A 26,137-nucleotide genomic window follows, 5' to 3' on the forward strand; every position below is an offset into this window, starting at 1 on the left:
AAACTATTTGCCGTTACTAAAAAGAGAGTATATGGATATTTACCCCCATATACTCTCCCCTATTAAACTCAGATCTTTACTACACTACAATTATTTACCTGAAATGTATGCCCACTTATAGCTATAGTCAGCACCAAATGGATGATCCACTAAGCCCTTAAAGTAAGGTTTATGCAAGAAAATTAATCCACGCTGATAAATTGGTGCAATCGCAGCGTCTTCATCAAGTAGAATTTTCTCAGCTTTTGCGAATGCTTCATAACGCTCTTCTGGCTTAAGAGCCAAGTCGCCTTTAGAATCTTCAATCAATTTATCGTACTCAGGATTAGAGTAAGACATCAAGTTGTTTGTACCATCTGTTACGAATAGATCCATGAATGAAATTGGATCTTGGAAGTCTGGTCCCCAACCTGATACTTGAATATCATAGTCCTGGTTACCATCCAAATCCAAACGTACAGAGAATGGTACTTCTTTCAATGAAATTGTTAATCCTTCCAAGTTACCTTCTAGTTGAGCCTTGAAATACTCGTCCATTTTCTTGGAAGCTTCTGTATCTCCGCCAAGAATTTCAAGATCAAGAGATTCAACGCCTAGTTCTTCAAGGCCTTTTTTCCAGTGATCTTGTGCTTCTTCCACATTGTACTCCAAGTGGTCACCGCTCAACTCACGGAAGTCTTTTTCATTTTCATCAAATGCAAAGTTTGTTGGTACTAAGAAGTTTGCTGGTAATGAACCGTTAGCTAGTACTACATCTGCCATGTCTTGCTTTTCGAAAGCTTTAGCAATAGCTTTACGGATGTTCACATTAGCAAGTGGTGTTTCTTTACCATCACGCTCTTGATTAAACTTGAAATAGAATACAGACGTTTCTGGTTGAACCACGGCTTCTTCATCATCGCGATATTGCTGAGCAAGATCACCAGACATTTCTGCCCGATCCAATTTTCCATCCTGGTAAAGTTTTACTGCAGTTGCAGGGTCTTTTACTACGTTTACATGAATTTCATTAAGCTTTACGTTTTCTGCATCCCAGTAATGTTCGTTCTTAACATAAGTCCAGCTATCGCCAGTTCCATCCCATTTAGTTAAAACGAATGGTCCATTTGAAAGAAGGCTATCAGAGTTTGTTGCAAATGCATCCGCTTTAGAAGCTACGAACTCTTCTTTAAGTGGATAGAAAGTCCCGAATGACATGAGTGACAAGAAGTATGGTACTGGACGCTCCAGTGTTACTTCAAACGTCTTTTCATCTACAGCTTTAACTCCAAGCTCAGATATTTCCATTTTTTCTTCAGAGATTGCTGTCGCATTTTTCACTACGCCAGACATCATGAATGGTCCATAAGGTGAACCAGTTGCTGGATCAATTGCACGCTGCCAAGCATAGACGAAATCATTTGCTGTTACAGGTGTTTCATCAGCCCACATTGCATCGCGAAGTTTAAATGTATACGTCAATCCATCTTCACTTACTTTTGCTTCTTCAGCAGCCATTGCGGGTTCTGCAATATTATCTTGGTTTAAACGGTATAAACCTTCATTGATATTGTTTAATACATTGAAGCCTACTTGATCTTCTACGATTGAAGAATCAACGGATGGAATAGCTGCGCGTTCTGACAAGTAAAGAACCTGTTCTGCATCCGGTTCTCCATCTTCGTCTTTAGCGTGCTTTTTTTCTTCAGTTGCTGCATCTTTGTCCTTGTCGTCCCCGTCTGCTGTTGGCTTTTCTTCGTCTTTCGAACCACCACATGCAGCTAAGAACATACTTAAGACTAATGTTAAAGCCATTAATATAAGCCACTTATTTCTTTTCAAATTGTTGACCTCCCCTTTGATGTTTTTGTAGTGCTAGCTTTTTCATTATACAAGAAGAATTTCTAGATGTAAACGCTAACAACGCTATTGTCATAATTTTGAACTATCATAGAAGATTCTACACATTTTAATTTATGTCCTGTATGATAGATAGTAGTTACTAATTCTATAAATGAAAAGAAGGATTCCATATGAAACGTAATATTATTGTATTTCTACTATCTCAATTAGTGATTGTTATTTCTGCCTTTTCGGTATATGGTGAAATCTCACTACTCGGCTATATCAATGCTTCCTTTTTCATCAGTGGATTTCTACTATTTATCGGTTCGGTGGTATTTATTATTCGTACAGGCTCTTTTGATTTTTTCATGACGAGTACACGAAAGGTCTTTGCTTTGAAAGGCCAGAGGGAAGTGCTAGATTCAATGCGTGCTCCATCCGAGGCGATGTCAGCGAGTCCGGCGTGGTTTTTCGCCGCTGGTATACCCACTTTCATTTTAATGATTGTTGCGCTTGGAGTGTACTATTTATAAATGTTGATCCTGACAGAACTTCTTAAGTTATCTTCAACCCCAAAACAGCCCTTCCTTGAAAAGGAAGGGCTGTTCTTGCTCTTATTTACGTTCTTCTACATCTAACTTACTTCCATCATTAAATTTAATTTCTACTTCAATTTTCTCGTAATTTGCATCCAAGCCAAAGATTTTCAGCACTTGATCAATCGCTTCCTGCTTTGTGCTGTCTTTCGTCAAATCGAGTTGTTTAACCTTCGGGTATAAATCATCAAATGCTTCTTGATTTTTCAAGTATACACCATTTACTTCATCTTCCACTTTCGCTTCAATTGGTTCATTTTCGTCTTGTTCAATATCCGCTTCGTATTCTTTATCACCACTGTACAAAACTTCAATCTGGATTTCTTTAAATGAAAGTTTATCCATATCTGCTTTCATATTATCCGTTGCAGAATCTGTTTGTTGCACAGCGTCTGTATTACCTCCATCAGTAGAGTTTTTGTTAGTATCTTCAGTTGTAGGCTCAGCAGGTTGTTCCACAGGCGGTGTTGTGCCTGAGTTTTCTTTCACATTGTCATCCGTCGTATCAGTCCCGCATGCTGCAAGGCTGAGTGCCATGACAGATATTCCAGTTAGTAACAAACGATTCATATACTATTCCTCCTAAAAGTTGTCTTGCCACTATTAATACCCCCAATTCTATTTTTTTAATCGCTTAATTTTAATTAATGAAGGGTATGTTATATGTAAAGGAGTGATTTCAAATGAAAAATCAAGGTCCCGTAACTGCTAAAGAAGCTATTGATTCTATTGAATCAGCGGTGCATACAGAAAGTCATTTACGACGTGCACATGCAATTGGTGTCGCATTTGACGCGACTTTCCAACCAACCGGGGCTGCCGTACCTTGGACAACAGCTGCCCATTTACAGCAAAGGGAAGTTTCAGCTGTTGTACGTTTTTCTCATAGCTCTACAAGCCGAAATCCAAGCGAACGATTGAATCCAATTAAAGGAATGGCAGTGCGTTTTCAATTATTTGATGGTACATTCACAAATTTGACTATGGCCAATATACCGATTTTTATTAGTAAAACTCCAGATGCCTTTATTCGTTTGGTGCAGGCATTCGATTCTCGTAGTACATGGGCACAACGAATAGATGCATTGATACATGATGCAGAGTACAAAGCATTTGGTTCCATTTTAAAAGAACTACAGCCTTTTCGTAATTTCGAGTCCCTCCATTACTATTCAATCCATGCGTATTATTTGAGAAATAAGGACATGCAAAAACAGGCTGTCCGATTTGAATGGCAACCTGTTCCCCAAAATGATGATGGTAATGTCAACAGCTCAATGGAAAATGAACTTATTCATAAAGTTAGACTAGACCAGTCTGTACGTTTTCGCTTACTTATACAATTCGCCGAACATGGAGATGCAATTGATGACCCAACTATCGCCTGGCCCGATGATCGAAAGAAAATTGAAGCAGGAACCCTAACACTGAACTCTCTTCGTGTAGATAACGCTGAGTCCTTCATCTTTGATCCAACGGTTACTATAGAAGGAATAGAATGCAGTGATGACCCCATACTACATTTCCGATCCACGGCGTACGCTGAATCTGCCAAGCGACGCGGCGTTAGATAAACCTAGTAGACTTTCTATGTCAAAGTCATAAAAAAATCACAATATATTCTCCGACACTACCATTTAGTCATCCTTTTCGAACCCAGTATGAATACATACATTCACGGATAATGGTGGTCAATCGTTAACGTCTCTACAGGTAGTTACTGAAGCCTTTACTGTAGGATTGAATATATTGTGACGTACCCCTTTATATTTACTACGTAAATGCCTGATATAACAGTCACGATACGTCAGGCATTTTTCATTCACGATCTTCTGACAATCCTCTACGTTGAATGCTTCCCCACTCACGTTTTCCGCGCAAAGCACTAATAATCCCCTCTGTGCGCCAAATTAAGGTTAGTGGCCTGTACCAAAATACTTCGGTTAGTGACAACATCACTAGACGAACTAAATCCTTCACTGCGGGATATGTATTACGACTCCATGCCTCCAATAAAATGGATGCCATCGAAAACAATGATCCATATAAAATAAATAATAAACCAAGAATTCCAGCGAAGACTATATACGCTTCCCCCATAAATAGAGACAAGACCATATAAGCATAGCCAGCCAATTCTATTACGGGTCCGAGCAATTCAATGAACAAGAAATAAGGAATTGATAGCAGCCCTACCGAACCATACTTAGGATTAAATGCCATTTTCTTATGTAACCAGAGGCTTTCGGCCAGTCCTTGATGCCAACGTCGACGCTGAGTACGTAGATCTTTGAAGTTATCAGGAGCTTCTGTCCAACAAACCGGATCTGGTGTAAAAACAATTTCTTTATCTTCTTTACAATCCGATATTTCTTCATGTAGCTTAACTACTAGTTCCATGTCCTCTCCAACTGTATTCTTCGTATATCCGCCTACTTGCATTACCCATTTTTTTGAAAAGACACTGAATGCTCCGGATATGATTAGCACCATATTGTATTTGCTAAGCGCCATTCGTCCCATAAGAAACGCACGCATATACTCTATAATTTGCATTATTACGATAGCCGAGCCTGGCAAACCTTCTCTGACCACTTGCCCCATTTGGATTTCATAACCATTCGCAATCCGTACAGTGCCGCCTGTCGCAATAACTTCTTTATTGGATTCCATGATAGGCTTCATTACACGCAGCAGTGATGTACTATCCAATATGGAATCTCCATCGATTGAACAGAAATATGGATATTTTGACACATTAATTCCTACATTTAAGGCATCCGCTTTCCCACCATTCACTTTCGTAATCAACAGTAAATTGGGGTGCATATCGGATTGATAGATAGCTTCGATAGGTTGCGTTTCAAGTTGTTGATTCACTACTTTTCGAATTGGCTTCATATTGAAATGCTCAATTATAATATCTTCCGTATTATCTACAGATCCATCATTGATCACCAATATCTCAAATTGAGGATACTGCAATGCCAACAACGAATAAATATTCCCAAGCACACCTTCTTGCTCATTGTAAGCAGGAACAATTATCGTTACGGGCTGCGTATATATAAAATCTACAGCTCCTTCATCCGATAAATTTTTCTGCAACTTTCGTTCTTTTCCTAACTGAATAAATGCGATAAGTAGCATGGATGTATATGAAAAAATAACAGCTAGCATATAGACGAGCAGTATATAGCCAATAAACCCAAAAAACGACGACGTTATTAGAGGTGCGTTCATCTTAGTACTCCTTTCCGAACATCTCTTCCGCTACATCGACCGCAAACTCGTCAGATGACATGGTTATTACAGAGTAAAGTGCTTGATGACCATTTTTTAAAGATTTAATCGATTTTGCGGCTTGTGCACGAACTTGATAAGTAGGATCTTTGATCAAGTGTTTAAGTATAGGCAATGCTTCATCTGTCGGTGCAAAACGGAAAATCTTAGCTGTCATCAGGCGTTCTTCCCAGATAGTTGAATGGGAGAATGGCTCATATAACTCAAGCGAGTCCGCTACTTCTAGTTCAGCAATACTTTTTAATGCCCTAATTCGCATTTCTTGATCCGAACTATCCAAACACTTATGCAATAAAGGAAGCCAATCAAGGTAATGATGAACACCTATAATTTCGATCATCGTCAGCTGAAGCAATTCAGGCAAAACATCGAAGTCTTCAGCTAGTAAATTAATCTGTTCTTCATCTAGCCCCATCAACAATTTTTTATAATCAAATTCACCTAGCGGAACTTTCGGCGCGATGAAGTGTGCTACGAAATCAGTACGAGAAAACTTTCCTATAATCTCATACATTAATAATAATTCAGTTTTCGAATGTTTTTTCTTCTTTTCCAACAGCGCGGAAACCGGATCCAGCATAAATCGCAAGTGAAATAAGCTGATTTTATTGAGTGTATTAATACGCAATTCCCTACTCCGACTAGCAAGTTTTCCCTTATAGTAATCACTCATATATACAGCGGCAAAAGCATTTACCTTTTCTTTAATTTCATCTGAAGAGATGTGGTAGTTAACGCGAAAAAACAATTCATCAATCGCTTCGAGTTCTAGATTCCCATGGGGTTTAAGCCCTTCAAGTGACATATCTTCTTCTAGTAAATATTCATACCAGTCGACTTGACGATCTTCAATATACTTTATAACCTTCTCTTTTTTTTTCACTTCTTGCATTCTATAAAACACAAGTAAAAAGAACAAAGCGAATAGTATAATCAACAACACTACGATGACTAATAACAATGATATTAATATCTTATCCATAATAAATCCGTCTCAATACTTTCTTAATTTGTGATTCAAATAACTTTGGATTAAATGGTTTCGTTATATATTCATCAACACCGTTTTGATAGGCGTAAATCATTTCCGCTTCACTTTTTCTCTTGGTCATCATAAAGACATGATATTTCTGCGTATTCGGCAATTCGCGTAATGTATATAATACTTCTAATCCATTCTTTCTCGGAAGAATGTCATTCATAATAACTAAATGTGTGTGGGAAGACTGGTACCATTTGGATTCAATGAAATATTGTCCATCATGGAATACTTGGATATCCAGATCCAGTTGTTTTATGGAAATACGCTCCACCAGTTTTTGTATAATCATCGTGATAACGGGGTCATTGTCAATAATACTCACTCGCACACATTGTCGCTCTAATGTTCTAAAGGTGCGATCTTTTACATAAGGCGTACCACCTGGTAATTGTAATGCACGGTTTACTGAATCATTTCCCACTTGTAGTACATCTTCAAGCGTTGCATCTCCATTACGAATTTCAATTACCGAAACGCCTACTCGGTAAGAGCGAGTCGATTCAGTACGGCGCAATCTCTCAATAAAGACATCTGCTTCATCTTCGCCGGTATTCACCATTAAAATGATATCCGGTTCACCGGTCGGGAAACTGAACAATAAATCTGAAGTACGCATCTGCTCTAGAAGAATTTGCTTAATTTCTGGACTTTCAGGACTTTTGACAAAGACTATGGTGAACACTTGACGGAAACGTTTCGTATTCGCCATCTGCCAATGAAAGAGTTGATGAAAGAGAGAAGCATCCAGCATATTCAGTTCATTTTTATTTATTTTCATACTCATTACACCCTTCTTCAGCTGACTTATTAGTAGTCTTTTTTCAAATAGACTATGCGCAATCAGCGAATCTCCCATCCCTATGTTAGTAAACTCACTCCTATTTTCTAGTAGAGGAATCGCTACTCTTTTCACTGTTCTTTCTGTGATAGGTTTCATCTAAGATCTCTTCCATCATCGGAAAATATGTAAGCCAATAGAAGGCAGATACATCTTTAGCAAAGTATTTATATACAGTATGTATCCCTTGCCATTTAACAATGGGGTTCTTATCAAAATCTGCGTAGTCTCCCGCAAAATAATAGGTATTCGCGTGTTCTTGATGCAACACCGCGGGGAATATTTCCGGAATATCCGCCTCTTGCAATACACTACGACCTTTTTCCGTCAAATCAAATTCATATGTCGCCAAAGTATTGGTTTTTTCATTTGGCTCTACTACATCGAACCAATACATATAATCCGATGAATACACTTTCGGAAACTTTTCCTCTCCGTCTTTTGTTAATTTGAAATGGGCAGCACTTTTATTTTCTTGTCCATCTAAGACAATCACTTTTCCAGATGTATGGACAAACGCAAGACCAGAACCGGCAAACAACCATTCACTATTCTTCTGCTCTTTATACCCTTCGACAAGCCACTTCGGTACTTCTGCATTCGACATGTCATTGAAATACCGGCCGATCCAGCCTGTCCAAGTAATTCCCAGTTCCTTTTGCATGATCGTACTCATTTCTTCACTAGTTGGCGATGCAAAACTATTGAATTCTGCGATTAATGTCGTATCCTCGCCTTTGCTAGCCATTAGTTCGTTCCACTCCATCAATTCCATACCGCCATATAGTAGTTCGGATCGAGAACCATCAGGTTTGGCTTTAAGATCATCGCTGAATACGCCATATGTATCCGCAACATAGATCATATCAAGTGGTCGTTCATGAAATGGCTCCAGCGCGACCTGGTCGTATGGATCGAATCCATAATAATCAAGACTCCTATCATAAGCTTCCCTGTCAGGCCGAACAATTTTCTTACCTTCTAATACATGAAATAAACCGTTATGCTCACGATAATCTTTCTTCGCGACCGATTTATCGATCACAGCGATATCCATTACTTTCTCTTCTTTTAAGGCCCAATAGATTCGTGGAGACAACACGAGTAAAATCAACAGTATGGCTATGGCTATTTTTTTCACTAATATGTCTCTCCTTTACTTATATCGATTACTAGCCAATTTTTCACATTCCATTCTTATTATACAGTCTAGTATTCTCTCAAACAATCTGAATGTACATAATTGCAGTATAAATATACTAGAATATAGCAGATATCTTAGTGTATAATTTATTAGTAGTACTAAAACATCATGAAATACTGTTCTATCTTACGTTACTAGAGAAAGGTGACTACTATGTCTAAAAAAGCACGAGTAATTTGGATGGTGGCAAGTCTATTGATTCTATCTAACTTCATTTGGTTAAAACCAATGTTAACGATGCGCATTGACCAACCAAAAGCTACTTGGTTGTGGCATACATCGCAAATACTTAGTCAATCTGATGCACTCATCGAATTTTCAAAGAAAAAAAATGTATCAACGCTGTATTTGCAAGTCAACGCAGATATTCCGAATGATGCTTATCAACGCTTTATTCGCAAAGCTAGCGAGCAAAATATAGAAGTACACGCCCTTGATGGCGCACCGTATTGGGCAACTGACCAAGAATCCGTTCAAAGTTTCTTTCAATGGGTAGAAATGTATCAATCCGTTTCAGAGAATAATGAACAGTTTGCCGGTATTCATTTGGATATCGAACCGTATATTTTACCTACATGGGATTCTAATTTACAAGAGACTATCAAGAGCTATCAGCAAAATATCCAATTCGCGGCTAGTAAATCTACTCGCCTTGGATTACATTTTGGAATTGATATACCGTTTTGGTTCGATTCCATCTACTATTCGAATAGTATGGGTGAAGGTGTACTTTCAGAATGGCTGATCGACCAATCCGACAGTATAAATGTCATGGCCTATCGTAACAAAGCAGGTGGTAGTAATGGAATGATCAGTTTAGCACAAAGCGAAATGGATTATGCGAGCGCTAGAGGCAAGCAAGCACGTGTAGCAATAGAAACTAGTAAATCTTCTGAAGGTGATTATCTATCTTTCTTCGGTAAAAATAATGCATATATGGAAAAACAGTTAAAAGAAGTAGAACAATCATTCAGTCATGCTGAGGCGTTCCGTGGAATTGCTATTCACTCATTAGAAAGCTGGATGATACGTAAATAATAGATTAGGTATGGGAAAAACAACCTCCTTGAAAAAGATTTTCAAGAAACTTTCTTACCTTTGGGCTAAGCCCTAATTTATGAACTGGTTTGAATTGAGTTGCAGTAATTACGCTACTAGTAGATGACTTCAGTATTGTGCTGAAGTCATCTTTTTTTATACTCCATCGTTTACAGTAACGGTACTAACGATTGATCCTTTCATCTACTAGTCCTTTCAGTTAGAAAAGTACTAGCCAGATAAAAGACTGCATCTTTTCATTTAAAAACTATACTTTTAAGGATTTTTTTCTACGTCTGATTTCTCTATCATTCTATAACCTTTTATAAAATAAGAATTTTATATAGTCATTTTCACGAATATATTTTAAATTTGATTTTTTCATTACAATTTTGTTAAAATAGTAACGTGTCAATTCAATGAACGAATCTAATTCATCATGTTGCATGAATCAGAACATACTAGCAAAGCTGGCAAGAGAGATTGACGACTTACTACAAGGAGCTGATGTGTATGACAACAGAAGAAGAAAGAGCACTGAATACTATAGAAGAAGATGAAACAGAAAAAGATTATTCCTTAGATCGTGTTCCTTTGGAAGATCGCAATAAGAGTTGGCTGAGTATTACCAATATCACGTTCGGCATCGCGACTGCCATTTTTTATTTTCAAATGGGCAGTGTCATGGCTTTGCAATTCGGTGCACCAAACGCTATCGTTTCGGCTATCTATGCTATCATCGTCGCCGGTTTGCTTGGTACTGTCATTGCATATCTATCCGCTAAATCCGGCATGAACGTTAACCTTTTATCACGTGGTGGGGGATTTGGCTATATCGGATCATCGCTAACTTCATTAATTTACGCTTCGAACTTCATTATGTATTGCGCGTTTGAAGGGTTAATCCTCGTTTCAGCTGTTCATTATTTCACGCCTGACTTTCCTAAATGGATTTTAATTATCATCTTTGGCACACTTGTTATTCCATTGAATTGGTTCGGAATTGAGCAGTTGGACAAACTTCAAAAATGGTCTATGCCAATATTTATGGTATTCCTTTTCACAGCCATTATATTATCGTTCATCAAACCGGCTGTTTACACAGGGCCCGTATTCTCTTATATGCCCGAAGGCGTTCAATTTGGGGGAACTGCACTATTGTTCTGTATCGGGATGCACAATGGAATTATGGGATTAACGGCTTTACTCGCATCAGACTATGCACGTTTCCTAAAGCCATCCGATAGAAAGTTCGGTTCGATTGCAATCGGTTTCATCCCGCAGATTTTTTGTTACGGAGTAATGGGTGGACTTGGTATTTGGTTCGGTGTGCGATTCTTGGAAAAAGATCCAGGCGTATATATCGTACTGTTGCTAGGCATTGGTGGTGCATTATTTACGATGCTGACACAATTGCGAATTAATGTCACCAATATCTACAGCAGTTCTTTATCACTATCAAATTTTTTCGAGAATGTATTCCGCTTCACGCCAGGACGTAGATTCTGGGTAGTAATCTCAGCTGTAAGTGCTATTTTATTAATGCTTGGTGGTATTGTCGATCACTTAGATACGGTCATGACATTCCAAGGTGTGTTCTTATTTTCTTGGGCTGCTATTCTCGTGACAGATGCAGTAGTCGTCAAGAAGTGGCTAAAAATTGGCCCCACCTATTACGTTGCAAGACAAGAGTATTTATATAAATGGAATCCCGTTGGTGTTGCATCGCTACTTATAGCAAGCACATTCGGCTCTATCGCCGCGGCTGGTTATTTAGGCATATTCCTACAATCTACAGCTGCATTTATCGCTGCCATATTGGCTGCTGTCTTGACAGTAGTTATCGCTCTGTATACAAAAGGTAAATATTATTTAGTACGAGAACCAAATGATATTACAGCAGACGATAAACTAGGGTAATATTAAGCCACTTTAGAAAACTGTATAGTACGTAAATAATAGAATATGCATAAAAAAAGCCGTCTCCTGGAAGACGGCTTTTGTATTGCTGTAAAATAATTCAAATTCACGCTTTGTCATCTTGTTGATAGAAAACTGGCGGCACAGATCCAAATACTCTACGGTGATATAACATAGGATCTTTATCTTTCTCAACTTTTAGATCGATTACTTCGCCTATAATAATGGTGTGATCTCCAGCTTCAATGGTTTGGAATGTTTTACATTCGAATACACCGAATGCATCCTCGATAATCGGTAACCCATTATCTGACATTTCCCATTTACATGTGGAGAAACGATCTTCTACACGGCTTGCAAATGTATTACAAAGCTCCTGTTGGTTTCCAGCAAGTACGTGTACAGCAAATTTACCTCCTTCTGTGAATGCTTTAATAGAAGAAACTCTATGATCAATAGACCATAAGAGAAGCATCGGATCCAAGGATACAGAGGCAAACGAGTTTACTGTCAGTCCAACTGGTGTGCCATCTTCGGTTACTGCAGTCACCACTGTTACACCAGTTGGATAATTCCCCATAATTTCTTTGAATAAATTCTGTTGTTCTTCTTTTTTCATGAAACATTCTCTCCTTTATAAATAAGCCAATTTGCGTAACAGATCTAGTCCATCACTCTTAAAGTAGGCATGTCTACATCCATCATAGCACTTTCACCACCTTTCTTCAGTTTTCTCCTCTTGGTGTCACGTTTTCTTTTAGAATATGCAATTTCTCCACCGTTTGTCATCTTCTACTTTATTGTCATTATCATTACTAAAGAATCACTTCTAATATTTTATGTTTACAAAACTAAAATAAGGATATTAATAACATAAGAAAGTCTATCAAACATCTAGAGGAGGAAATCTATAATGAATTTGAATAAACTTAAGAAAAGTAATTTATTGAAAGTAGGAACCGCTGCAATTCTTTCTGTTGGTGTTCTTAGTGCTTGTGGAGATGACGATCCCGTAATCGATGAAAATGACGATGTTGAAGTAGATCAACCAGCTGATGTAACGCCAGATGATGATGTGAATGTGGACGAGCCCGAAGTAGACATGGAACCTGACACAGATACTGAAGTTAAAACTAACGATTAATCACCTATAATACGAAAAACCCCTCTGTAATCACGCAAATACGATGATTTATAGAGGGGTTTTTATTATATATATTCATTCTACGTTCTGAATCACTCAATTTTCCCCTGTTTTAATGTGTAAAGTCCTGGCACAACGTATAGTTTCTATCCATTCGTCACACTATGTCTAGTAGAGGTGCATTGGTAAATTATGAAAGTCATATATACAAGGAGGAGAGCAACGTGACAGAACCTAGACAACCTGAAGACACGCAAAAAGGAATAAGTCGTAGGAATTTCATGAAAAATACCGGCCTATTAGCTGGAGGTCTAGTTGGTGGATCATTATTCGGCGGATTATTGACTAACCAGCTCCAAAAACCAAGCGCCCCTGCAGACATGGGAAAAGAGGATACTCACTTATTGGAGGCCCGTACATTCTTTAGTAATGCTGAAGATTTTCTAATACTTTCCGCTGCTACTGAAAGGCTATTCCCTAAAGATGATCTAGGGCCAGGCGCTATTGAACTAGGTGTCCCCTATTTTATCGATAGACAACTTGCCGGAGAATGGGGAATGAACGGAAAAGAATATATGAAAGGGCCTTTTTTGCAAACAGGTGCGGTAGATCCATATGAAAGCCAAGCAGATACGACACAAGATCAAGGTCCAAATGCTGAAACGCAAGTACCTACGCCAGCCTTCAGATATCAAACTCCTATGACAAGAGGTGATATTTTCATGGAAGGTGTACATGCACTGGAACAAACAGCTCAAGAGAAATTCGAAATGAACTTCCGCAAGTTGGAGCCCGAACAGCAAGACGAGATCTTGCAGATGTTCGATAGCGGAAAAGCGAAGATGAACGGTGTCGCTTCGACGACATTCTTTAATCTATTATTACAAACAACCATTGAAGGTGCTTATGCCGATCCAGTCTATGGCGGGAACCGTAATATGGAAGGCTGGAGGATGAAGGAATTCCCTGGTCCACGTATGAGCTATACAGCAGATATTGAAAAAGAAGACTTCATCGTAATGAAACCTGAGAGCTTACGGAATTACCAAGGTCACTAATAACGGGAGGAACTCATATGGCGAAAAAACTAAAAAAAGTAGATGTAGTCGTAGTGGGAAGTGGTTGGGCAGGTGGAGTAGTTTCTGCCGAATTAGCTAAAGCTGGTTATCAAGTAGTCACCCTAGAACGAGGTAAAAAACAAGAACGACAGGATTATATCGGTGTTAAAGATGAATTACGCTATACCGACCGTTACGAGATGATGCAAAATCTTTCGCCTGAAACGATTACGTCACGCGTGAAAATAGAAGATACCGCTCTTCCCGTCCGGACAAGAGCAGAAATGATGGCCGGGACCGATTTAGGTGGCGGCAGTGTGCACTGGGCAGGTGCTACATATCGATGGAGAGCTATCGATTTTGAATTACGTTCCAAGACAATTGAACGTTACGGCAAAGAGAAAATTCCTGAAGGTATGACGATTCAAGACTGGGGCATCACGTATGATGAAATGGAACCTTATTATGATAAGTGGGAAAAAACCGCTGGTATTTCAGGCGAACCCGATCCACTTGGCGATAAACGTTCAAATGATTATCCTAACCCTCCTATGCTAGCATCGCCCGCTGTAAAGCTATTTAAAGAAACGACTAAGAGAATGGGTTATCACCCATTTCAAGTTGCTTCCGGAAACTTATCACAAGCGTATACGAATCCAGACGGTGAAAAATTAAATGCTTGTATGTTTTGCTCTTATTGTACGATGTACGGCTGTGATTTCACGGCTAAGTCGGATCCATTGGCTACAGTTATTCCAACTGCCCGTAAAACAGGAAACTGCGAAATTCGCACCAACTCTTTAGTGCGTCGCGTTTTGCATAAAGACGGAAAAGCAACCGGTGTAATGTTTACTGATACACGTACAGGAATTGAATATGAACAACCCGCAGACGTTGTCGTATTAGGTGCGTTTTCCTTCACCAATAATCGTTTGTTGATGCTTTCTGATATCGGGACACAGTATGATCCAACCACACGCAAAGGAACAATTGGACGTAACTTTAATGGACAATTTAACATCACATTCCTGGGAGCACGGGGATACTTTGAAAAGAAGAAGTTTAATCTCTATATGGGTGCAGGTGCTCTTGGTGGTACGATGAGTGACTTCGCTGGTGATAACTTTGATCACTCCGATGTAGATTTCATTAATGGTGGTGGCATCGAAATGCGTCAGTACGGTGATGGCGCTATTTCAACGAACCATGTTCCTAAAGGGACACCAAAATGGGGACCTGAGTTTAAGAAAAACTCGATCCATTACGCGAATCGTTCGTTAGTAGCTTGGTATACACCTGCTGTTATGTCATGGTGGCATAACTACTTGGATTTAGATCCAACATACAAAGATGAATACGGTGATCCTCTATTACGTGTTACGAATCGTTACACAGATCACGATCGCAACATGGCAAAATTCGGGATAGAGAAATGCAGTGAAATCATGAAAGAAATGGGTGCAGATATTATTGACGAAGATGAAGTTCCCGAAGAGTTCGACCACATTTATTCAGGCGGTCACTATGCGGGCGGCATCATCATGGGAGCAGATCCTGAGACATCTGCGGTGAATAATTATCTTCAAATGTGGGAGATGGACAACCTATTCGTAGTGGGCGGTTCAGCGTTCCCTCAATTCGGAGGTCATCACCCCACTTCAACCATCGGCGCGTTGGCATATCGTGCAGCAGAAGGCGTAGAGAAGTATTTAAAAGAAGGCGGCCAGCTTGCAGAAGCGAAGCAAGCAACTTTAAACGCATAATAAAACATCTGGTTCTATCGTCTATTTATGTACTTATTGAATTCAAATAATCAAAAATCCAGATTCGTAGTGCAACACTGCAAATCTGGATTTTTCTTCATCGTACATTAGAAGCGACAATTCCTAATCGTTCACGTTCAATCTTACTAAGCTTACACATATGTTGACGGAAACAAGACATGACAAATGCGTGCATATTGGCTTGTGTAACGTAATAGATAAACCATGGAATGGATGGCAAATAGTCGTGTATTGCAATAATTACTTCATTCGATCCTGGAATCTTTCGGAATTCTATTCTACCACGTTCATTGGAATGAGGATCCATCAATAGACCACCTGTAATATAGTATAGCGAGCGATCTTTGGTGCTACGATCTGCAGAATAACTTAATTCGAGCAATGTCCGATTACCGAGGAAACCGATATGACAATTCAAATGGTCGTCTACATCGGTTTTCACCCAAGGATTCAAGAATGTGGAAAGCCATTTGACGTAGTAACGTGCTGTTTCATCTGCAGTCCAGCTGTAAGGTAATTCAATTCTCTGCACTGAACGAACATCCTGCTTAAGTGGACCCATTTTCGACTTCTTCTTTGGGATGTCTCTTTCTTTCATTTCCTCCTCTAGTGCTTCCCTTGCAGCTTGTATGAATGGAATTTCTCCGTCACTGATACCTTCCACATAGCGCTTGGAATTGACGACCATCGGATGTTTCAGACTTTCCACCAATGGATATACAATCTCTTTTGGTGTTTGTGTAACTAAACGTAACCAGAGCCTAGAAAGACTTAAAGAGAAGAATGGTACATCCAACATTCTTGATGGTTTACCTACTACTTCTGCTGTCTTCTCCATCATCGACTTATATGTCATGACCTCGGGGCCACCTATATCGATAGATCGTTGTGCTGGTTCAAAGTCCAGTATTAATGAGCTTAATGATTTCATCACATCATCGAGTGCTACAGGCTGTGTGTTAGAGCGTGTCCATTTGGGTAAAATCATTATGGGAAGCCGTTTAACTAGCTTCGATAAAATCGGGAAAGAAGAACCTTTTGGACCGACGATTAGCCCTGCACGTAATGCGGTGACAGGAATGTTATACGAGCGTAGAACACGCTCCACTTCCAATCGGCTTTTCAAATGTCGTGATAAATCTTTTTCATGTTCATCGGGAATAATTCCACCCAAGTAGACAATCTGTTTAATTCCTTGTTTTTTGGCTGCTTGCGCAAAGTTATCCGCTAAAATGACATCCATATCTTCAAAACTACCTTGAGATAATTTCGCCGATTTCAGCATGGAATGAACTAGATATACCGCAATATCAGCACCAGCCAAACTCTTCTCTGCATCTTTCATAGAAAACAAATCACAAGATCGCCACTCTACGTCTTCCGTATTCTCCCGCTGATCTCCATTCCGCGACAAACCAATCACTTTGGCTTTCCCTTTAAGTTTTTTTAATAGATTATTGCCAATATATCCACTCGCACCCGCAACGGCTACAACCAATTTCCTTTCTTCCATACAGTCCCACCCCTCTCTTGTACGTATACAATAAAATTACCCAATTTAAGAGTTATATAAGCCTATTTATTAAAACAATACTAATTTAAGCAATAGCCTTTGCTTTTTATGTAAAAAGTAGTTATACTCATAAAAGAACGATGAAAACTATATATGTTTTTTTAGTTTTATTTCTATATAAAAAGATAGGGGTACGATAAATGAAAGCACGAATTATGAAAGCTTTCCTCGAAGAAATTCATGAGAAAAGTATGAAGTTCACAATGGATGATCTGGCCAAAAGACTAGGTATCAGTAAACGAACATTATACGAACACTTTTCTTCCAAAACGGAAATTCTAGATGCGATTATAGACTCGACATTATATGAGTTCGATGAAAAAACCAATATGATTATGAAAGACACTGACCTACATCTTGTAGATAAGATTAAGAAAGTCATTACAGTTATACCGAAATACAATGATTTTTATAACTGGCAAATCCTTGATCAGATGAAAAAAACTCATCCCGAACAATGGGAGCGAGTCCACACTGCACTTCATGAATGGGATGAACTTCGCGAATTGATTGAACAAGGAATTCATGAAGGAATCATTGCAGATCAAAACGTAGAGTTACTTATGAAGTTGATTATAGATGCAACGAACTCCACGCTTGATCGGAAGTTTTTTTATGAAAATCGCATTACTGTAACCGAAGCACTGGATTCTATAGTGGATATTCTGCTGTTTGGATTTATCAAAAAAAGCGATGTCTAAATAAACTGATAAAACAAAAGTAGTTTTACTGTTTCACACAAAATTGAAAGCGAGATGGAATTATGAGCCTCCACGCATGTGAGGTAACGAATGAAAATTGGCAGGATGTTGCCTATTTATCCGTACACGAAAACCAAAAGAACTTTATTGAAAGCAATTCATTTTCACTAGCACAATCACAATTTGAACCAGAATGGAAGTCCATCGGATTATACGACGGAGAAGATTTAGTCGGCTATGCAATGCATGGACGTGATGCAGATAGTGGCCATGTATGGCTTGATCGCTTTATGATCGATCAGCACCACCAAGGAAAAGGTTATGCCAGCAGATTCCTTAAACTTTTACTTACCAGAATGGAAGAAAAATATCAATGCGACAAGATTTATTTGAGTATATATCCAGATAATATAGCAGCACAACACTTATATGAAAAGTTCGGATTTGAGTTAAATGGACAAATTGATGATTTAGGTGAATTCCCTTGTCTCATTATGGAACTTGACCTTCAGAGGAGTCCTTTGCAATGAATTCTTCACCCACGTTAAGTCCTTTGGATACTGAGCCCGTAGGACGTATCTTTTTACGTTATTTAATACCATCAACTATCGGTATGTTGCTAATGGCGATCAATATTGTGGTGGACGGCATCATGGTCGGTAATCGATTGGGTGCAGAAGCATTAGCGGGAGTCGGAATTTCGGCTCCCGTTTATACAATCTTTTTTGCTATTTCCCTATGGATTGGTATAGGTGCCGCCACGAAATATTCGATGGCAATGGGTGCCAAAGATGTGCAGAAAGCTCGATCAATTTTTACACATGCTATTTTCTCCATTTTCTTATTCACCATTATATTAGGTTTAACCGCCTTTATTTTTAGAGATTCGTTAGCTTACGCACTTGGAGCCAATGCGACTACTTTCCCTTATGTATCGCAATACTTATTTGTGATTTTACTATTTGGCTTTATCTTTACTGTAGAAAACACATTTAGTATTTTCGTACGCAATGATGGAGCACCGAATCTTTCAATGGCCGGGCTAATTGTGACTTCTGTCGTTAACATTATCTTGAATTATGTGTTCTTATTCATTTTTGATTACGGCGTTGCCGGTGCTGCATCCGCCACCATTATTGCTTCTTTCATGGGTATGCTAGTACTCGCAACACACTTTTTCAAGAAAAATAATAACTTGAAACTAATTCGCTTGAAATTCAATAAAAAGCTGTTCCTGGCCATTCTTTTTGTTGGATTTCCGAGTTTCCTTTCCGAGTTAGGAATCTCCTTCTTTACCATTACACATAATATCGCGTTCGAACGGATGGCGGGCACGGAAGGTGTTGCGGCCTTCTCTATTTTGAACTATGTACACAGTGTCATGCTAATGCTATTCCTCGGAATGGGCGGTGCGATTCAGCCACTTATCAGTTACTATCAAGGCTCCGGCAACCGGATAAGGATGAAAGAAACCGTAAAAAAAGCCACACTTACCGTTGTCATCGCAGGTGCCGTGTTTTTCCTTGTCGGTCAATTCGCGGCGGGCCCTATCGTATCGATCTTTGGAGACTTCCCACAAGCCGTAAGAGATTTGGCTACTTCCGGAATTAATCTATTCTTCTTTGCTTATTTGTTCACCGGTACGAACTTTGTGATGATGACATATTATCAGTCTATCGGCAATGTACGGATGGCAACTTGGATTACTGCTTCACGCGAAATCATCATCATGTTGCTCTTCTTGATGATTTTACCTCGTTTCTTTGGTTTGAATGGTATTTGGTTGTCCATTCCAGCCTCTGAGTTTGTCGTATTTATTGGTGTCTACCTATATCAAAGGAATGCTACTCGACATTCCTTAATTGGATAAATAGTACGTCATAGAACCGGACGGAACTATTTATCATCGTTCCAAGTAATACGTTCCATAGGAGTAGGGTGCGTTTTTGTTGTCTTGGAAGAGGCTGCATTATTTTTGTTCCTTTCGTAAATAAGAATGATATACTGAAAGAGCAACTGAATATCGTGTTAGAGATAGGTGCGTTTATCGTTCGTAAACGCTTAAAAGGGAAATCGGTGAAAAACCGATGCTGTCCCGCAACTGTGAGTTGGAGTATAATTCGTTACCACTGTTTCACCGCAAAGGGAAATGGGAAGGTGAATTATACGTTGAAAACGAGCCAGGAGACCTGCCTAGATCAGTACACACCAATACCCTACGCGGATAGGAGGTGTCAAGTGCGGCTTATGAAAAATCATACAAAAGCCGACGTACGAACAAACGAAATCAGGACATTCTTTAGGTGGATTCGATATAGTTTCTGTCGATCCTACACAAATGTATTTCCTGCCGAACCGTTTAATTCGTCATGGCTTCCCACTTAACATCTATCCTGGTATATACCGGATGGATGTTTTTTACTGTCAACGAAAAATTACAAACACGATGAGGAGAATGAATTATGCACAATCAAACAATCAATGACTTTACAAACTTATTAAAGGACACCCTAATGTCGGAACGTGTGAGCACACACTCTACCCCCCTTCCCATACTAGTGAAAGATGTAAAAAAACAAATTTCCGAAGATCCCACGAATGACATAGCAGAAAAAGCTAAACAATTGGCTAATTTAGATAAAGCCTATCAAATCGTAGTAGCTGAGTTAGTAGGTAGTAACTAATTCGCGCTAAAATCCCCCTGACCTTTGTGTCAGGGGGTATTACTGTATTATAACGAATCTTTAATCACGCGCTTATAATTGAACACAGAAAGCAAACCAAATATAGAGTATAGCGCTGTGTAGATTAACATCACCATAATCGTTGGTGTCAGCATTTCAGTACCGAATAAGAACCAGCCGGATTTTACAGCAAAATAGCTGTGTAAGAGACCGACGACTAATGGAATACCGAAATTAAATACCTGCTTTCGTTGAATCCCTTTTAGTAAATCTGTTTGTGTATAGCCTAGTTTACGAAGAATGGTGTAATTCGATTTTTCATCTTCACTTTCGTCCATCTGTTTAAAGTATAGGACGCAGCCAGACGTAACAAGGAAAGCGAGACCAAGGAATCCAACGATGAACATAATCATGCCTGCACCTTGTATTTGTTTCGTTTTCTCCTCAAGCTTCGATTCATGCCCTGCCCATTCATTTATTCCCAACACATTAAATAGTTCATTCGCTTTTTCTAGATCATTTTCATTCTTGATATCCACTCCATGATACTCAGTAAATTCAGGCGTTATGGAAGGGTCCTTATCTACGTTCATTTTCTGAAATACTTGATCATCCACTACCGCGACAACAAAACCATAAGCTACACGCGTTGGAAGAACAGCTACTCTTTCCGTCCCTTTCAGTGTCAGATCATACATATGCTCTTTGCCTTGAAATACGATTTGCTGATTCGCTTGGAATTTCATAAAGTTTTCCGTAAAACTATCAGAGTTAACGAAGAGCAATTCCTTTTCTTCTACGTCTATCTCCGGCATTACTTCATCACTAATGACAATCATTTGCATATCAGTGTAACTCATCTCTTCACTTTCCCCACCTGAAATAGATAGAACTGTCGATAAATCAACAGGTATAGTCAATAGATCAATAGCTGACTCTGAATAGGCTATGCCTTCACTGTCAAGTGACTGCGTAAATTCCATTGCACGCGTAATATCAGGAATGGTAAAGTCGGCAGGAATAGTTCGCTCCACTGACTTCTCTACTGAGTAATACGATATATAACTTAACGACAATAACGTAATGGATAGCGCAGATAGCGTCGTAATAATCATCAATAAAAGAGAATTGGATTTCATTCGAAACATAATGGATGAGAGAGACAGCACGTCGTTAACGTTCAAATATCCTCCTTTACGTTTGCGAATCATGTTAAAGATAAAGCTGACGGAGCCTTTATAAAATAAATAGGTTCCTAAGACCACAGAAGCTAGTATGACGATCATCACTAGAAATAGCTGATTTCCAAGAAACACACTACTAAATAATCGAGATGATAAATAATAGCCGAATACAATGAGAAGGATACCGAACACACCGATGATCGCCTGGAATATTGACATCTTTTTCACCCGCTGTTGTGTCACGGTGGTCACACGGAACAAAGACAATATACTTTGACGTTTAATGAATAGTGCATTCATGATCAAAATCAATACAAAGATTGCCGCAAAGACTATCAACGTCTGAAGTAATGCATCCGAAGAGAAACGCAAAGTCGCAACATCCGTTACACCGGTGACCTTAAATAGAATCAGCATGAGTAATCGTGACATCGAAAACCCTAAGAATATCCCTACAATGAGAGAACCGATGTATAAAACGAAATTCTCCACACTTAAAATACGGAAAACAGTTCCTTTCGTCATTCCAATCAATTGAAATAATCCAATCTCCTTACTGCGTCGTTTAATGAATAGATTGTTAGCATATAGCAAGAATACAGACACGATAACAATCAGAAAAACTGAACCTGACTTAATAGCTGCCGCACCTTTCCTTCCTTCTGTTGCATCGTCTAATGCTGGATCGAATTGCAACGTTACGAATGAAAAGTATAAGCCTACGCTAAAAATCAGTGCAAAGATATACACATAATAATGCTTAAGATTTTTCTTGATATTGCGGAAGATTAGCTGATTAAGCGTCATGTTGCACACCACCCAGTACACCTTGCGTTTTGATAATATCATTGAAAAATTCGTTCCGCGTTTGGTCTCCTTTATTCAGTTGCGTATAAATTTGTCCGTCTTTGATGAACACGACACGCTCACTAAAACTTGCGGCAAGAGGGTCATGAGTGACCATAATGATAGAGGCATTTCGTTTCGTATGGAGATCACTTAATTTGTTCAACAAATCGGATGCCGCCTTTGAGTCAAGAGCGCCTGTTGGTTCATCCGCAAAAATGATGCTCGGATCATGTATGAATGCTCGTGCGGCAGACGTTCTTTGCTTTTGTCCACCCGAGATTTCATTTGGATATTTAGTAGCAATTTCTGAAATACCCAATTCCTCCGCCACTGCAAGGAATTTTTCATTGGCTAATTTTCTAGGCACTTTCTGCACAGATAATGGAAGTAGTATGTTTTCTTTTACTGTTAACGTGTCGAGTAGGTTATAGTCCTGAAAGATGAAGCCCAGATGACGTTTTCGAAATTCCGCCATTTGCTTTTCTTTCATGTTGTTAAGGTTCTGCCCTTCTATGCTGATCGTCCCCTGGCTGACGCGGTCAATGGATGAAAGTACGTTCAGTAGAGTCGTTTTTCCCGAGCCCGATGCCCCCATGATGCTGACGAATTCACCTTTTTGTATGTTTAGATCCAGTGCACTTAATACTTCTTGTTTATTGAATTTATTGCCGTATGTCTTATAGATTTTCGTTGCTTGTAAGATTACCATGTCCATCACTCCTTGTTCATTCTATCTTACTCAATGTATAGATTTTTCTCCCGCCTTTAATATGACAATTAGAAAGAGCATGTGACGATCATGTCACATGCTCCTACATACGCGCTATTCGAATCAATTCGTTTTCCATCGCAAAAATCAAAGAGAACCGCGTACCTTCTCCTACTGTTGACTCTACTACAATCGTAATCAGGAGGGATTCTGCTACCTGTTTTGCTAAGTACAACCCCATTCCCGTGGCAGCATGATTTTGATGGTTTGCTGTTCCAGTGAAGCCTTTATCGAATATACGAGACAAGTCCCTTGAAGCAATTCCTTGCCCAACATCTTCGATCGTTAGCGTAGTGATTCCATCCTTACTAGTGCTCTGGATACTTATGTCCGCATTCTCGCTGTATTTCACCGCATTCGCCAGCAACTGCCTGATAATGAAGCCAAGCCATTTGGCATCAGTCAATACTTCTTCTGTTTCCAATGATACATCAAAACCAACACGCTTTTGCATACACCATTGTCTTAACGATTTTATCTCTTGAAATAGCAACTTCCGCACATCTGTCTTTTCGATATATAAATCATTTTGGATGAATGGGATGCGCTTTAGATGTAGTTGTTGGTCAAGTAATAGATGAATCCGAAGCCACTCGTACATTAACTGGGATCGGAGCACAGGATCCGTGCGATCTATCATTAATTGCAACGTTGTCAGCGGTGTTTTCACTTCATGTATCCAATTCAACATGTCATCTTTCTCTTGTTCTACACTAATTTGCAATTGATCCAACTGGTGTTTAAACTCTTGAATTTGTTCGGACATCCTGTTTGAGACAATGGCTTCGAAAGGGCTGTTAGCTTCAGGTATTGCAGTTAGATCAAATGATGGTTCTAATGTTTCTAAGCGTTTATAGAATCTCGATTCTTTTTCATAACGCATGACTATAAAAATAACGAAAGATAAACAGGAAATGAATGCAATATAGACAGTAGACAAAAGCGGAATACTTGTGTCCAAATAGCCCATTGCTAGAACGAGCAGTTGCGAGAAGATGAAGAACAGTATCCAACTAGCACGTTCCTTAAGATATAACCGAATCATAATTGTTCTCCCTTCGCCATATACCCTTGCCCCACTTTTGTTTCGATCACATCTACCAAGTCGATTTCCGCAATCCGTTTACGCAAACGGTTCACGTTGACTGTCAGCGTATTATCGCTGACAAATCGTTCATCATCCCAAAGACCGGTGATGATTTCTTCTCTTGATACAATTTCATTCTTTCTTTCTATCAATACTTTCAAGATGTATATTTCATTTTTCGTCAACTCAATAGTCCCTTTTTCATTGGTGAGCGTACCTTTCACAAAATCCACTGCGGCACCACACCACGTTTTCACTTCCAATGTCTGATCAGTACTATAGCTATACACACGGCGTAAGATCGCTTGGATTTTTGCAATCAATACATCAAAGTGAAATGGCTTTTGAACGAAATCGTCGGCTCCGAGTTGCATCGACATCACCATATCAGTCGGATGATCACGTGAAGACAAGAAAATAATTGGGACGTTTGAATGCGTTCGGATCATCCTACACCAATGAAATCCATCGAACTTTGGTAATTGGATGTCGATGATGACAAGATCCGGTTTGATTTCCGTGAATTCTTGCAGTACACTCCCAAAATCCCGGATTCCCGCCACCGAGTAGGACCATTGCGTTAAACGTTCTTTTATTTCTTCAAATAATGTTTGATCATCTTCAATCAACATAATTGTAAACAATGAACTCACCACACTTTTCTTAATTGCTATTAGTTTATCCTATAAGCAATCAGAATCAAAACAGCGCGCAAGTGAAAGTAGATTCACTTACGCGCTGTTTTGATTTCTATTTCAAATAAAATAACCCGCCATTCACAACATCCACCGTAATCCTGGGTTTAAAACGTTCTTCCATTGCTTGCTTCTCTATCTCATAACATTCAGGTTTAGGATCTTGTCCTTCATAAAAATAATCTAATACCGCTTGGTCTTTCTTCCATCTCTTTTCTGCTTCCTCCATCCACGTAAGGTCTTCACCTTCAATTACTTGAATGATCACAGTATCCAATCGATCAAGCGCACGAACAGGAGTGATGATATAAGGTAAATGAAATACTTTTTCAGACGATTGGTCAGATAAATCCCGCATACCAATCGTCTCCTGGAACTCATTTACGACAGCACCCGTCATCAAATTGATACCTATTGAATACAACATCTCCTTCGTTTGATGACTGGTGAATGACACTTTATAATTTACACCCACCCACGGAGTCAAAATCAGCTGTTCGTTAGTGTCTACTATGCGCTCGTACATTTTCACGAACTGTCCCATCTCTTTGGTCAATCGAAATAATTGATGCAGCCGTGGAGATCCCAGATGAATTACTTCCCCTTTCATTCCGTTTTGCAACTGCTTCATATTGGTAATTAGCGTGAGCTGTGCCGGATTCGGTATCTCATTGACGCTTTCAATATACCGCCAATAAAAAGGGCGGTTCATGATTTTTTTATCCATTTCGATTGTTAGTTGCACAGTTAAATAATGATCATTTCCATGAAGTATTTCACAGTCATTCTCCGTGAAGAATCTGTGAAGATACGTATGGATTTCTGTCGAATGCATCCATTCTCC

General features: G+C 39.2%; 24 protein-coding genes and 1 riboswitch. Of the genes, 11 read left to right on the forward strand and 13 right to left on the reverse strand.

What is annotated here, in order from left to right; all coding sequences use genetic code 11:
* Positions 1-90 precede the first annotated feature (90 nt).
* On the reverse strand, positions 91-1,821 hold the full coding sequence (locus tag SporoP8_RS06730) for a peptide ABC transporter substrate-binding protein (RefSeq protein ID WP_085131796.1): 1,731 nt from the start codon (positions 1,819-1,821) through the stop codon (positions 91-93).
* A 191-nt stretch (positions 1,822-2,012) separates the two neighbouring features.
* Between SporoP8_RS06730 and SporoP8_RS06735 the strand changes: the two genes are divergently transcribed.
* Complete coding sequence (locus tag SporoP8_RS06735; RefSeq protein WP_085131797.1) at positions 2,013-2,357, forward strand: DUF3899 domain-containing protein; 345 nt, start codon at positions 2,013-2,015, stop codon at positions 2,355-2,357.
* An 81-nt stretch (positions 2,358-2,438) separates the two neighbouring features.
* On the opposite strand, the gene SporoP8_RS06740 is transcribed toward SporoP8_RS06735, so the two are convergent.
* On the reverse strand, positions 2,439-2,990 hold the full coding sequence (locus SporoP8_RS06740) for a YusW family protein (protein WP_085131798.1): 552 nt from the start codon (positions 2,988-2,990) through the stop codon (positions 2,439-2,441).
* 113 nt (positions 2,991-3,103) lie between these two features.
* Here SporoP8_RS06740 and SporoP8_RS06745 point away from each other — a divergent pair, with 113 nt between their 5' ends.
* Positions 3,104-3,994, forward strand: a complete 891-nt coding sequence (locus tag SporoP8_RS06745) for a catalase (RefSeq protein ID WP_085131799.1) — start codon at positions 3,104-3,106, stop codon at positions 3,992-3,994.
* Positions 3,995-4,238: 244 nt separating this feature from the next.
* Here SporoP8_RS06745 and SporoP8_RS06750 read toward each other — a convergent pair whose 3' ends face one another.
* The 4 genes from SporoP8_RS06750 to SporoP8_RS06765 all read right to left on the reverse strand — a co-directional run bounded on the left by SporoP8_RS06750 (position 4,239) and on the right by SporoP8_RS06765 (position 8,744).
* Entirely contained in the window at positions 4,239-5,663 is a 1,425-nt protein-coding gene (locus SporoP8_RS06750) for a glycosyltransferase family 2 protein (RefSeq protein ID WP_085131800.1), read from the reverse strand.
* Position 5,664: 1 nt separating this feature from the next.
* Positions 5,665-6,705 (reverse strand): HEAT repeat domain-containing protein, encoded by a 1,041-nt coding sequence (locus SporoP8_RS06755; RefSeq protein WP_085131801.1) that lies wholly within the window; start codon positions 6,703-6,705, stop codon positions 5,665-5,667.
* Positions 6,698-7,543, reverse strand: coding sequence for a response regulator (locus SporoP8_RS06760; protein ID WP_158232311.1), 846 nt, complete (start codon positions 7,541-7,543; stop codon positions 6,698-6,700). The genes SporoP8_RS06755 and SporoP8_RS06760 overlap by 8 nt, the downstream gene beginning before the upstream one ends.
* Before the next feature lie 100 nt (positions 7,544-7,643).
* Entirely contained in the window at positions 7,644-8,744 is a 1,101-nt protein-coding gene (locus tag SporoP8_RS06765) for a hypothetical protein (RefSeq protein WP_085131803.1), read from the reverse strand.
* A gap of 216 nt (positions 8,745-8,960) precedes the next feature.
* Between SporoP8_RS06765 and SporoP8_RS06770 the strand changes: the two genes are divergently transcribed.
* The gene (locus SporoP8_RS06770) at positions 8,961-9,845 is read left to right on the forward strand and encodes a hypothetical protein (protein ID WP_085131804.1); all 885 of its coding nucleotides are present in this window, start codon (positions 8,961-8,963) and stop codon (positions 9,843-9,845) included.
* Between the two features lie 513 nt (positions 9,846-10,358).
* A complete protein-coding gene (locus SporoP8_RS06775; protein ID WP_085131805.1) occupies positions 10,359-11,765 on the forward strand; it encodes a purine-cytosine permease family protein in 1,407 nt (468 codons plus the stop codon).
* Positions 11,766-11,871: 106 nt separating this feature from the next.
* Here the strand turns inward: SporoP8_RS06775 and SporoP8_RS06780 are convergent, their stop codons facing one another.
* Positions 11,872-12,384: a flavin reductase family protein gene (locus SporoP8_RS06780; protein WP_085131806.1), complete on the reverse strand. Its 513-nt coding sequence runs from the start codon at positions 12,382-12,384 to the stop codon at positions 11,872-11,874.
* A gap of 294 nt (positions 12,385-12,678) precedes the next feature.
* Here SporoP8_RS06780 and SporoP8_RS06785 point away from each other — a divergent pair, with 294 nt between their 5' ends.
* From SporoP8_RS06785 to SporoP8_RS06795, 3 genes are all read left to right on the forward strand, one after another.
* Positions 12,679-12,909: a translocon-associated protein subunit alpha gene (locus tag SporoP8_RS06785; protein ID WP_085131807.1), complete on the forward strand. Its 231-nt coding sequence runs from the start codon at positions 12,679-12,681 to the stop codon at positions 12,907-12,909.
* 224 nt (positions 12,910-13,133) lie between these two features.
* Positions 13,134-13,967, forward strand: a complete 834-nt coding sequence (locus SporoP8_RS06790; RefSeq protein ID WP_232319228.1) for a gluconate 2-dehydrogenase subunit 3 family protein — start codon at positions 13,134-13,136, stop codon at positions 13,965-13,967.
* Positions 13,968-13,984: 17 nt separating this feature from the next.
* A complete protein-coding gene (locus SporoP8_RS06795; protein ID WP_085131809.1) occupies positions 13,985-15,730 on the forward strand; it encodes a GMC family oxidoreductase in 1,746 nt (581 codons plus the stop codon).
* A 97-nt stretch (positions 15,731-15,827) separates the two neighbouring features.
* On the opposite strand, the gene SporoP8_RS06800 is transcribed toward SporoP8_RS06795, so the two are convergent.
* Positions 15,828-17,264, reverse strand: coding sequence for an NAD(P)H-binding protein (locus tag SporoP8_RS06800; RefSeq protein WP_085131810.1), 1,437 nt, complete (start codon positions 17,262-17,264; stop codon positions 15,828-15,830).
* Between the two features lie 200 nt (positions 17,265-17,464).
* On the opposite strand from SporoP8_RS06800, the gene SporoP8_RS06805 reads away from it, so the two are divergent.
* The 4 genes from SporoP8_RS06805 (at position 17,465) to SporoP8_RS06820 (ending at position 20,709) form a co-directional block, all read left to right on the forward strand.
* The gene (locus SporoP8_RS06805) at positions 17,465-18,025 is read left to right on the forward strand and encodes a TetR/AcrR family transcriptional regulator (protein WP_085131811.1); all 561 of its coding nucleotides are present in this window, start codon (positions 17,465-17,467) and stop codon (positions 18,023-18,025) included.
* Positions 18,026-18,087: 62 nt separating this feature from the next.
* Complete coding sequence (locus tag SporoP8_RS06810) at positions 18,088-18,555, forward strand: GNAT family N-acetyltransferase (RefSeq protein ID WP_085131812.1); 468 nt, start codon at positions 18,088-18,090, stop codon at positions 18,553-18,555.
* Entirely contained in the window at positions 18,552-19,895 is a 1,344-nt protein-coding gene (locus SporoP8_RS06815) for an MATE family efflux transporter (protein WP_085131813.1), read from the forward strand. Before SporoP8_RS06810 ends, SporoP8_RS06815 begins: the two co-directional genes overlap by 4 nt.
* Before the next feature lie 149 nt (positions 19,896-20,044).
* Positions 20,045-20,237: riboswitch (cobalamin riboswitch) on the forward strand.
* 250 nt (positions 20,238-20,487) lie between these two features.
* On the forward strand, positions 20,488-20,709 hold the full coding sequence (locus SporoP8_RS06820) for a hypothetical protein (RefSeq protein WP_085131814.1): 222 nt from the start codon (positions 20,488-20,490) through the stop codon (positions 20,707-20,709).
* 47 nt (positions 20,710-20,756) lie between these two features.
* Here SporoP8_RS06820 and SporoP8_RS06825 read toward each other — a convergent pair whose 3' ends face one another.
* The 5 genes from SporoP8_RS06825 to SporoP8_RS06845 all read right to left on the reverse strand — a co-directional run bounded on the left by SporoP8_RS06825 (position 20,757) and on the right by SporoP8_RS06845 (position 26,128).
* Positions 20,757-22,700, reverse strand: coding sequence for an ABC transporter permease (locus SporoP8_RS06825; protein WP_085131815.1), 1,944 nt, complete (start codon positions 22,698-22,700; stop codon positions 20,757-20,759).
* Positions 22,690-23,451, reverse strand: coding sequence for an ABC transporter ATP-binding protein (locus SporoP8_RS06830; protein ID WP_085131816.1), 762 nt, complete (start codon positions 23,449-23,451; stop codon positions 22,690-22,692). Before SporoP8_RS06830 ends, SporoP8_RS06825 begins: the two co-directional genes overlap by 11 nt.
* 103 nt (positions 23,452-23,554) lie before the next feature.
* Positions 23,555-24,556: a sensor histidine kinase gene (locus SporoP8_RS06835; protein ID WP_085131817.1), complete on the reverse strand. Its 1,002-nt coding sequence runs from the start codon at positions 24,554-24,556 to the stop codon at positions 23,555-23,557.
* Entirely contained in the window at positions 24,553-25,242 is a 690-nt protein-coding gene (locus SporoP8_RS06840; RefSeq protein ID WP_085133575.1) for a response regulator transcription factor, read from the reverse strand. The genes SporoP8_RS06835 and SporoP8_RS06840 overlap by 4 nt, the downstream gene beginning before the upstream one ends.
* Positions 25,243-25,348: 106 nt before the next feature.
* The gene (locus tag SporoP8_RS06845; protein WP_085131819.1) at positions 25,349-26,128 is read right to left on the reverse strand and encodes a YqhG family protein; all 780 of its coding nucleotides are present in this window, start codon (positions 26,126-26,128) and stop codon (positions 25,349-25,351) included.
* Positions 26,129-26,137: the final 9 nt, after the last annotated feature.

The organism is Sporosarcina ureae (assembly GCF_002101375.1).
Taxonomy (GTDB): Bacteria; Bacillota; Bacilli; order Bacillales_A; family Planococcaceae; genus Sporosarcina; species Sporosarcina ureae_B.

Coding starts and splice junctions, on each gene's coding strand:
- SporoP8_RS06815 (WP_085131813.1), top strand. CDS start 18,552: ATGAATTCTTCACCCACGTTAAGTCCTTTGGATACTGAGCCCGTAGGA.
- SporoP8_RS06785 (WP_085131807.1), top strand. CDS start 12,679: ATGAATTTGAATAAACTTAAGAAAAGTAATTTATTGAAAGTAGGAACC.
- SporoP8_RS06825 (WP_085131815.1), bottom strand. CDS start 22,700: ATGACGCTTAATCAGCTAATCTTCCGCAATATCAAGAAAAATCTTAAG.
- SporoP8_RS06835 (WP_085131817.1), bottom strand. CDS start 24,556: ATGATTCGGTTATATCTTAAGGAACGTGCTAGTTGGATACTGTTCTTC.
- SporoP8_RS06810 (WP_085131812.1), top strand. CDS start 18,088: ATGAGCCTCCACGCATGTGAGGTAACGAATGAAAATTGGCAGGATGTT.
- SporoP8_RS06735 (WP_085131797.1), top strand. CDS start 2,013: ATGAAACGTAATATTATTGTATTTCTACTATCTCAATTAGTGATTGTT.
- SporoP8_RS06845 (WP_085131819.1), bottom strand. CDS start 26,128: ATGCATTCGACAGAAATCCATACGTATCTTCACAGATTCTTCACGGAG.
- SporoP8_RS06745 (WP_085131799.1), top strand. CDS start 3,104: ATGAAAAATCAAGGTCCCGTAACTGCTAAAGAAGCTATTGATTCTATT.
- SporoP8_RS06830 (WP_085131816.1), bottom strand. CDS start 23,451: ATGGTAATCTTACAAGCAACGAAAATCTATAAGACATACGGCAATAAA.
- SporoP8_RS06780 (WP_085131806.1), bottom strand. CDS start 12,384: ATGAAAAAAGAAGAACAACAGAATTTATTCAAAGAAATTATGGGGAAT.
- SporoP8_RS06740 (WP_085131798.1), bottom strand. CDS start 2,990: ATGAATCGTTTGTTACTAACTGGAATATCTGTCATGGCACTCAGCCTT.
- SporoP8_RS06750 (WP_085131800.1), bottom strand. CDS start 5,663: ATGAACGCACCTCTAATAACGTCGTCGTTTTTTGGGTTTATTGGCTAT.
- SporoP8_RS06795 (WP_085131809.1), top strand. CDS start 13,985: ATGGCGAAAAAACTAAAAAAAGTAGATGTAGTCGTAGTGGGAAGTGGT.
- SporoP8_RS06820 (WP_085131814.1), top strand. CDS start 20,488: ATGCACAATCAAACAATCAATGACTTTACAAACTTATTAAAGGACACC.
- SporoP8_RS06760 (WP_158232311.1), bottom strand. CDS start 7,543: ATGAAAATAAATAAAAATGAACTGAATATGCTGGATGCTTCTCTCTTT.
- SporoP8_RS06800 (WP_085131810.1), bottom strand. CDS start 17,264: ATGGAAGAAAGGAAATTGGTTGTAGCCGTTGCGGGTGCGAGTGGATAT.
- SporoP8_RS06775 (WP_085131805.1), top strand. CDS start 10,359: ATGACAACAGAAGAAGAAAGAGCACTGAATACTATAGAAGAAGATGAA.
- SporoP8_RS06805 (WP_085131811.1), top strand. CDS start 17,465: ATGAAAGCACGAATTATGAAAGCTTTCCTCGAAGAAATTCATGAGAAA.
- SporoP8_RS06755 (WP_085131801.1), bottom strand. CDS start 6,705: ATGGATAAGATATTAATATCATTGTTATTAGTCATCGTAGTGTTGTTG.
- SporoP8_RS06770 (WP_085131804.1), top strand. CDS start 8,961: ATGTCTAAAAAAGCACGAGTAATTTGGATGGTGGCAAGTCTATTGATT.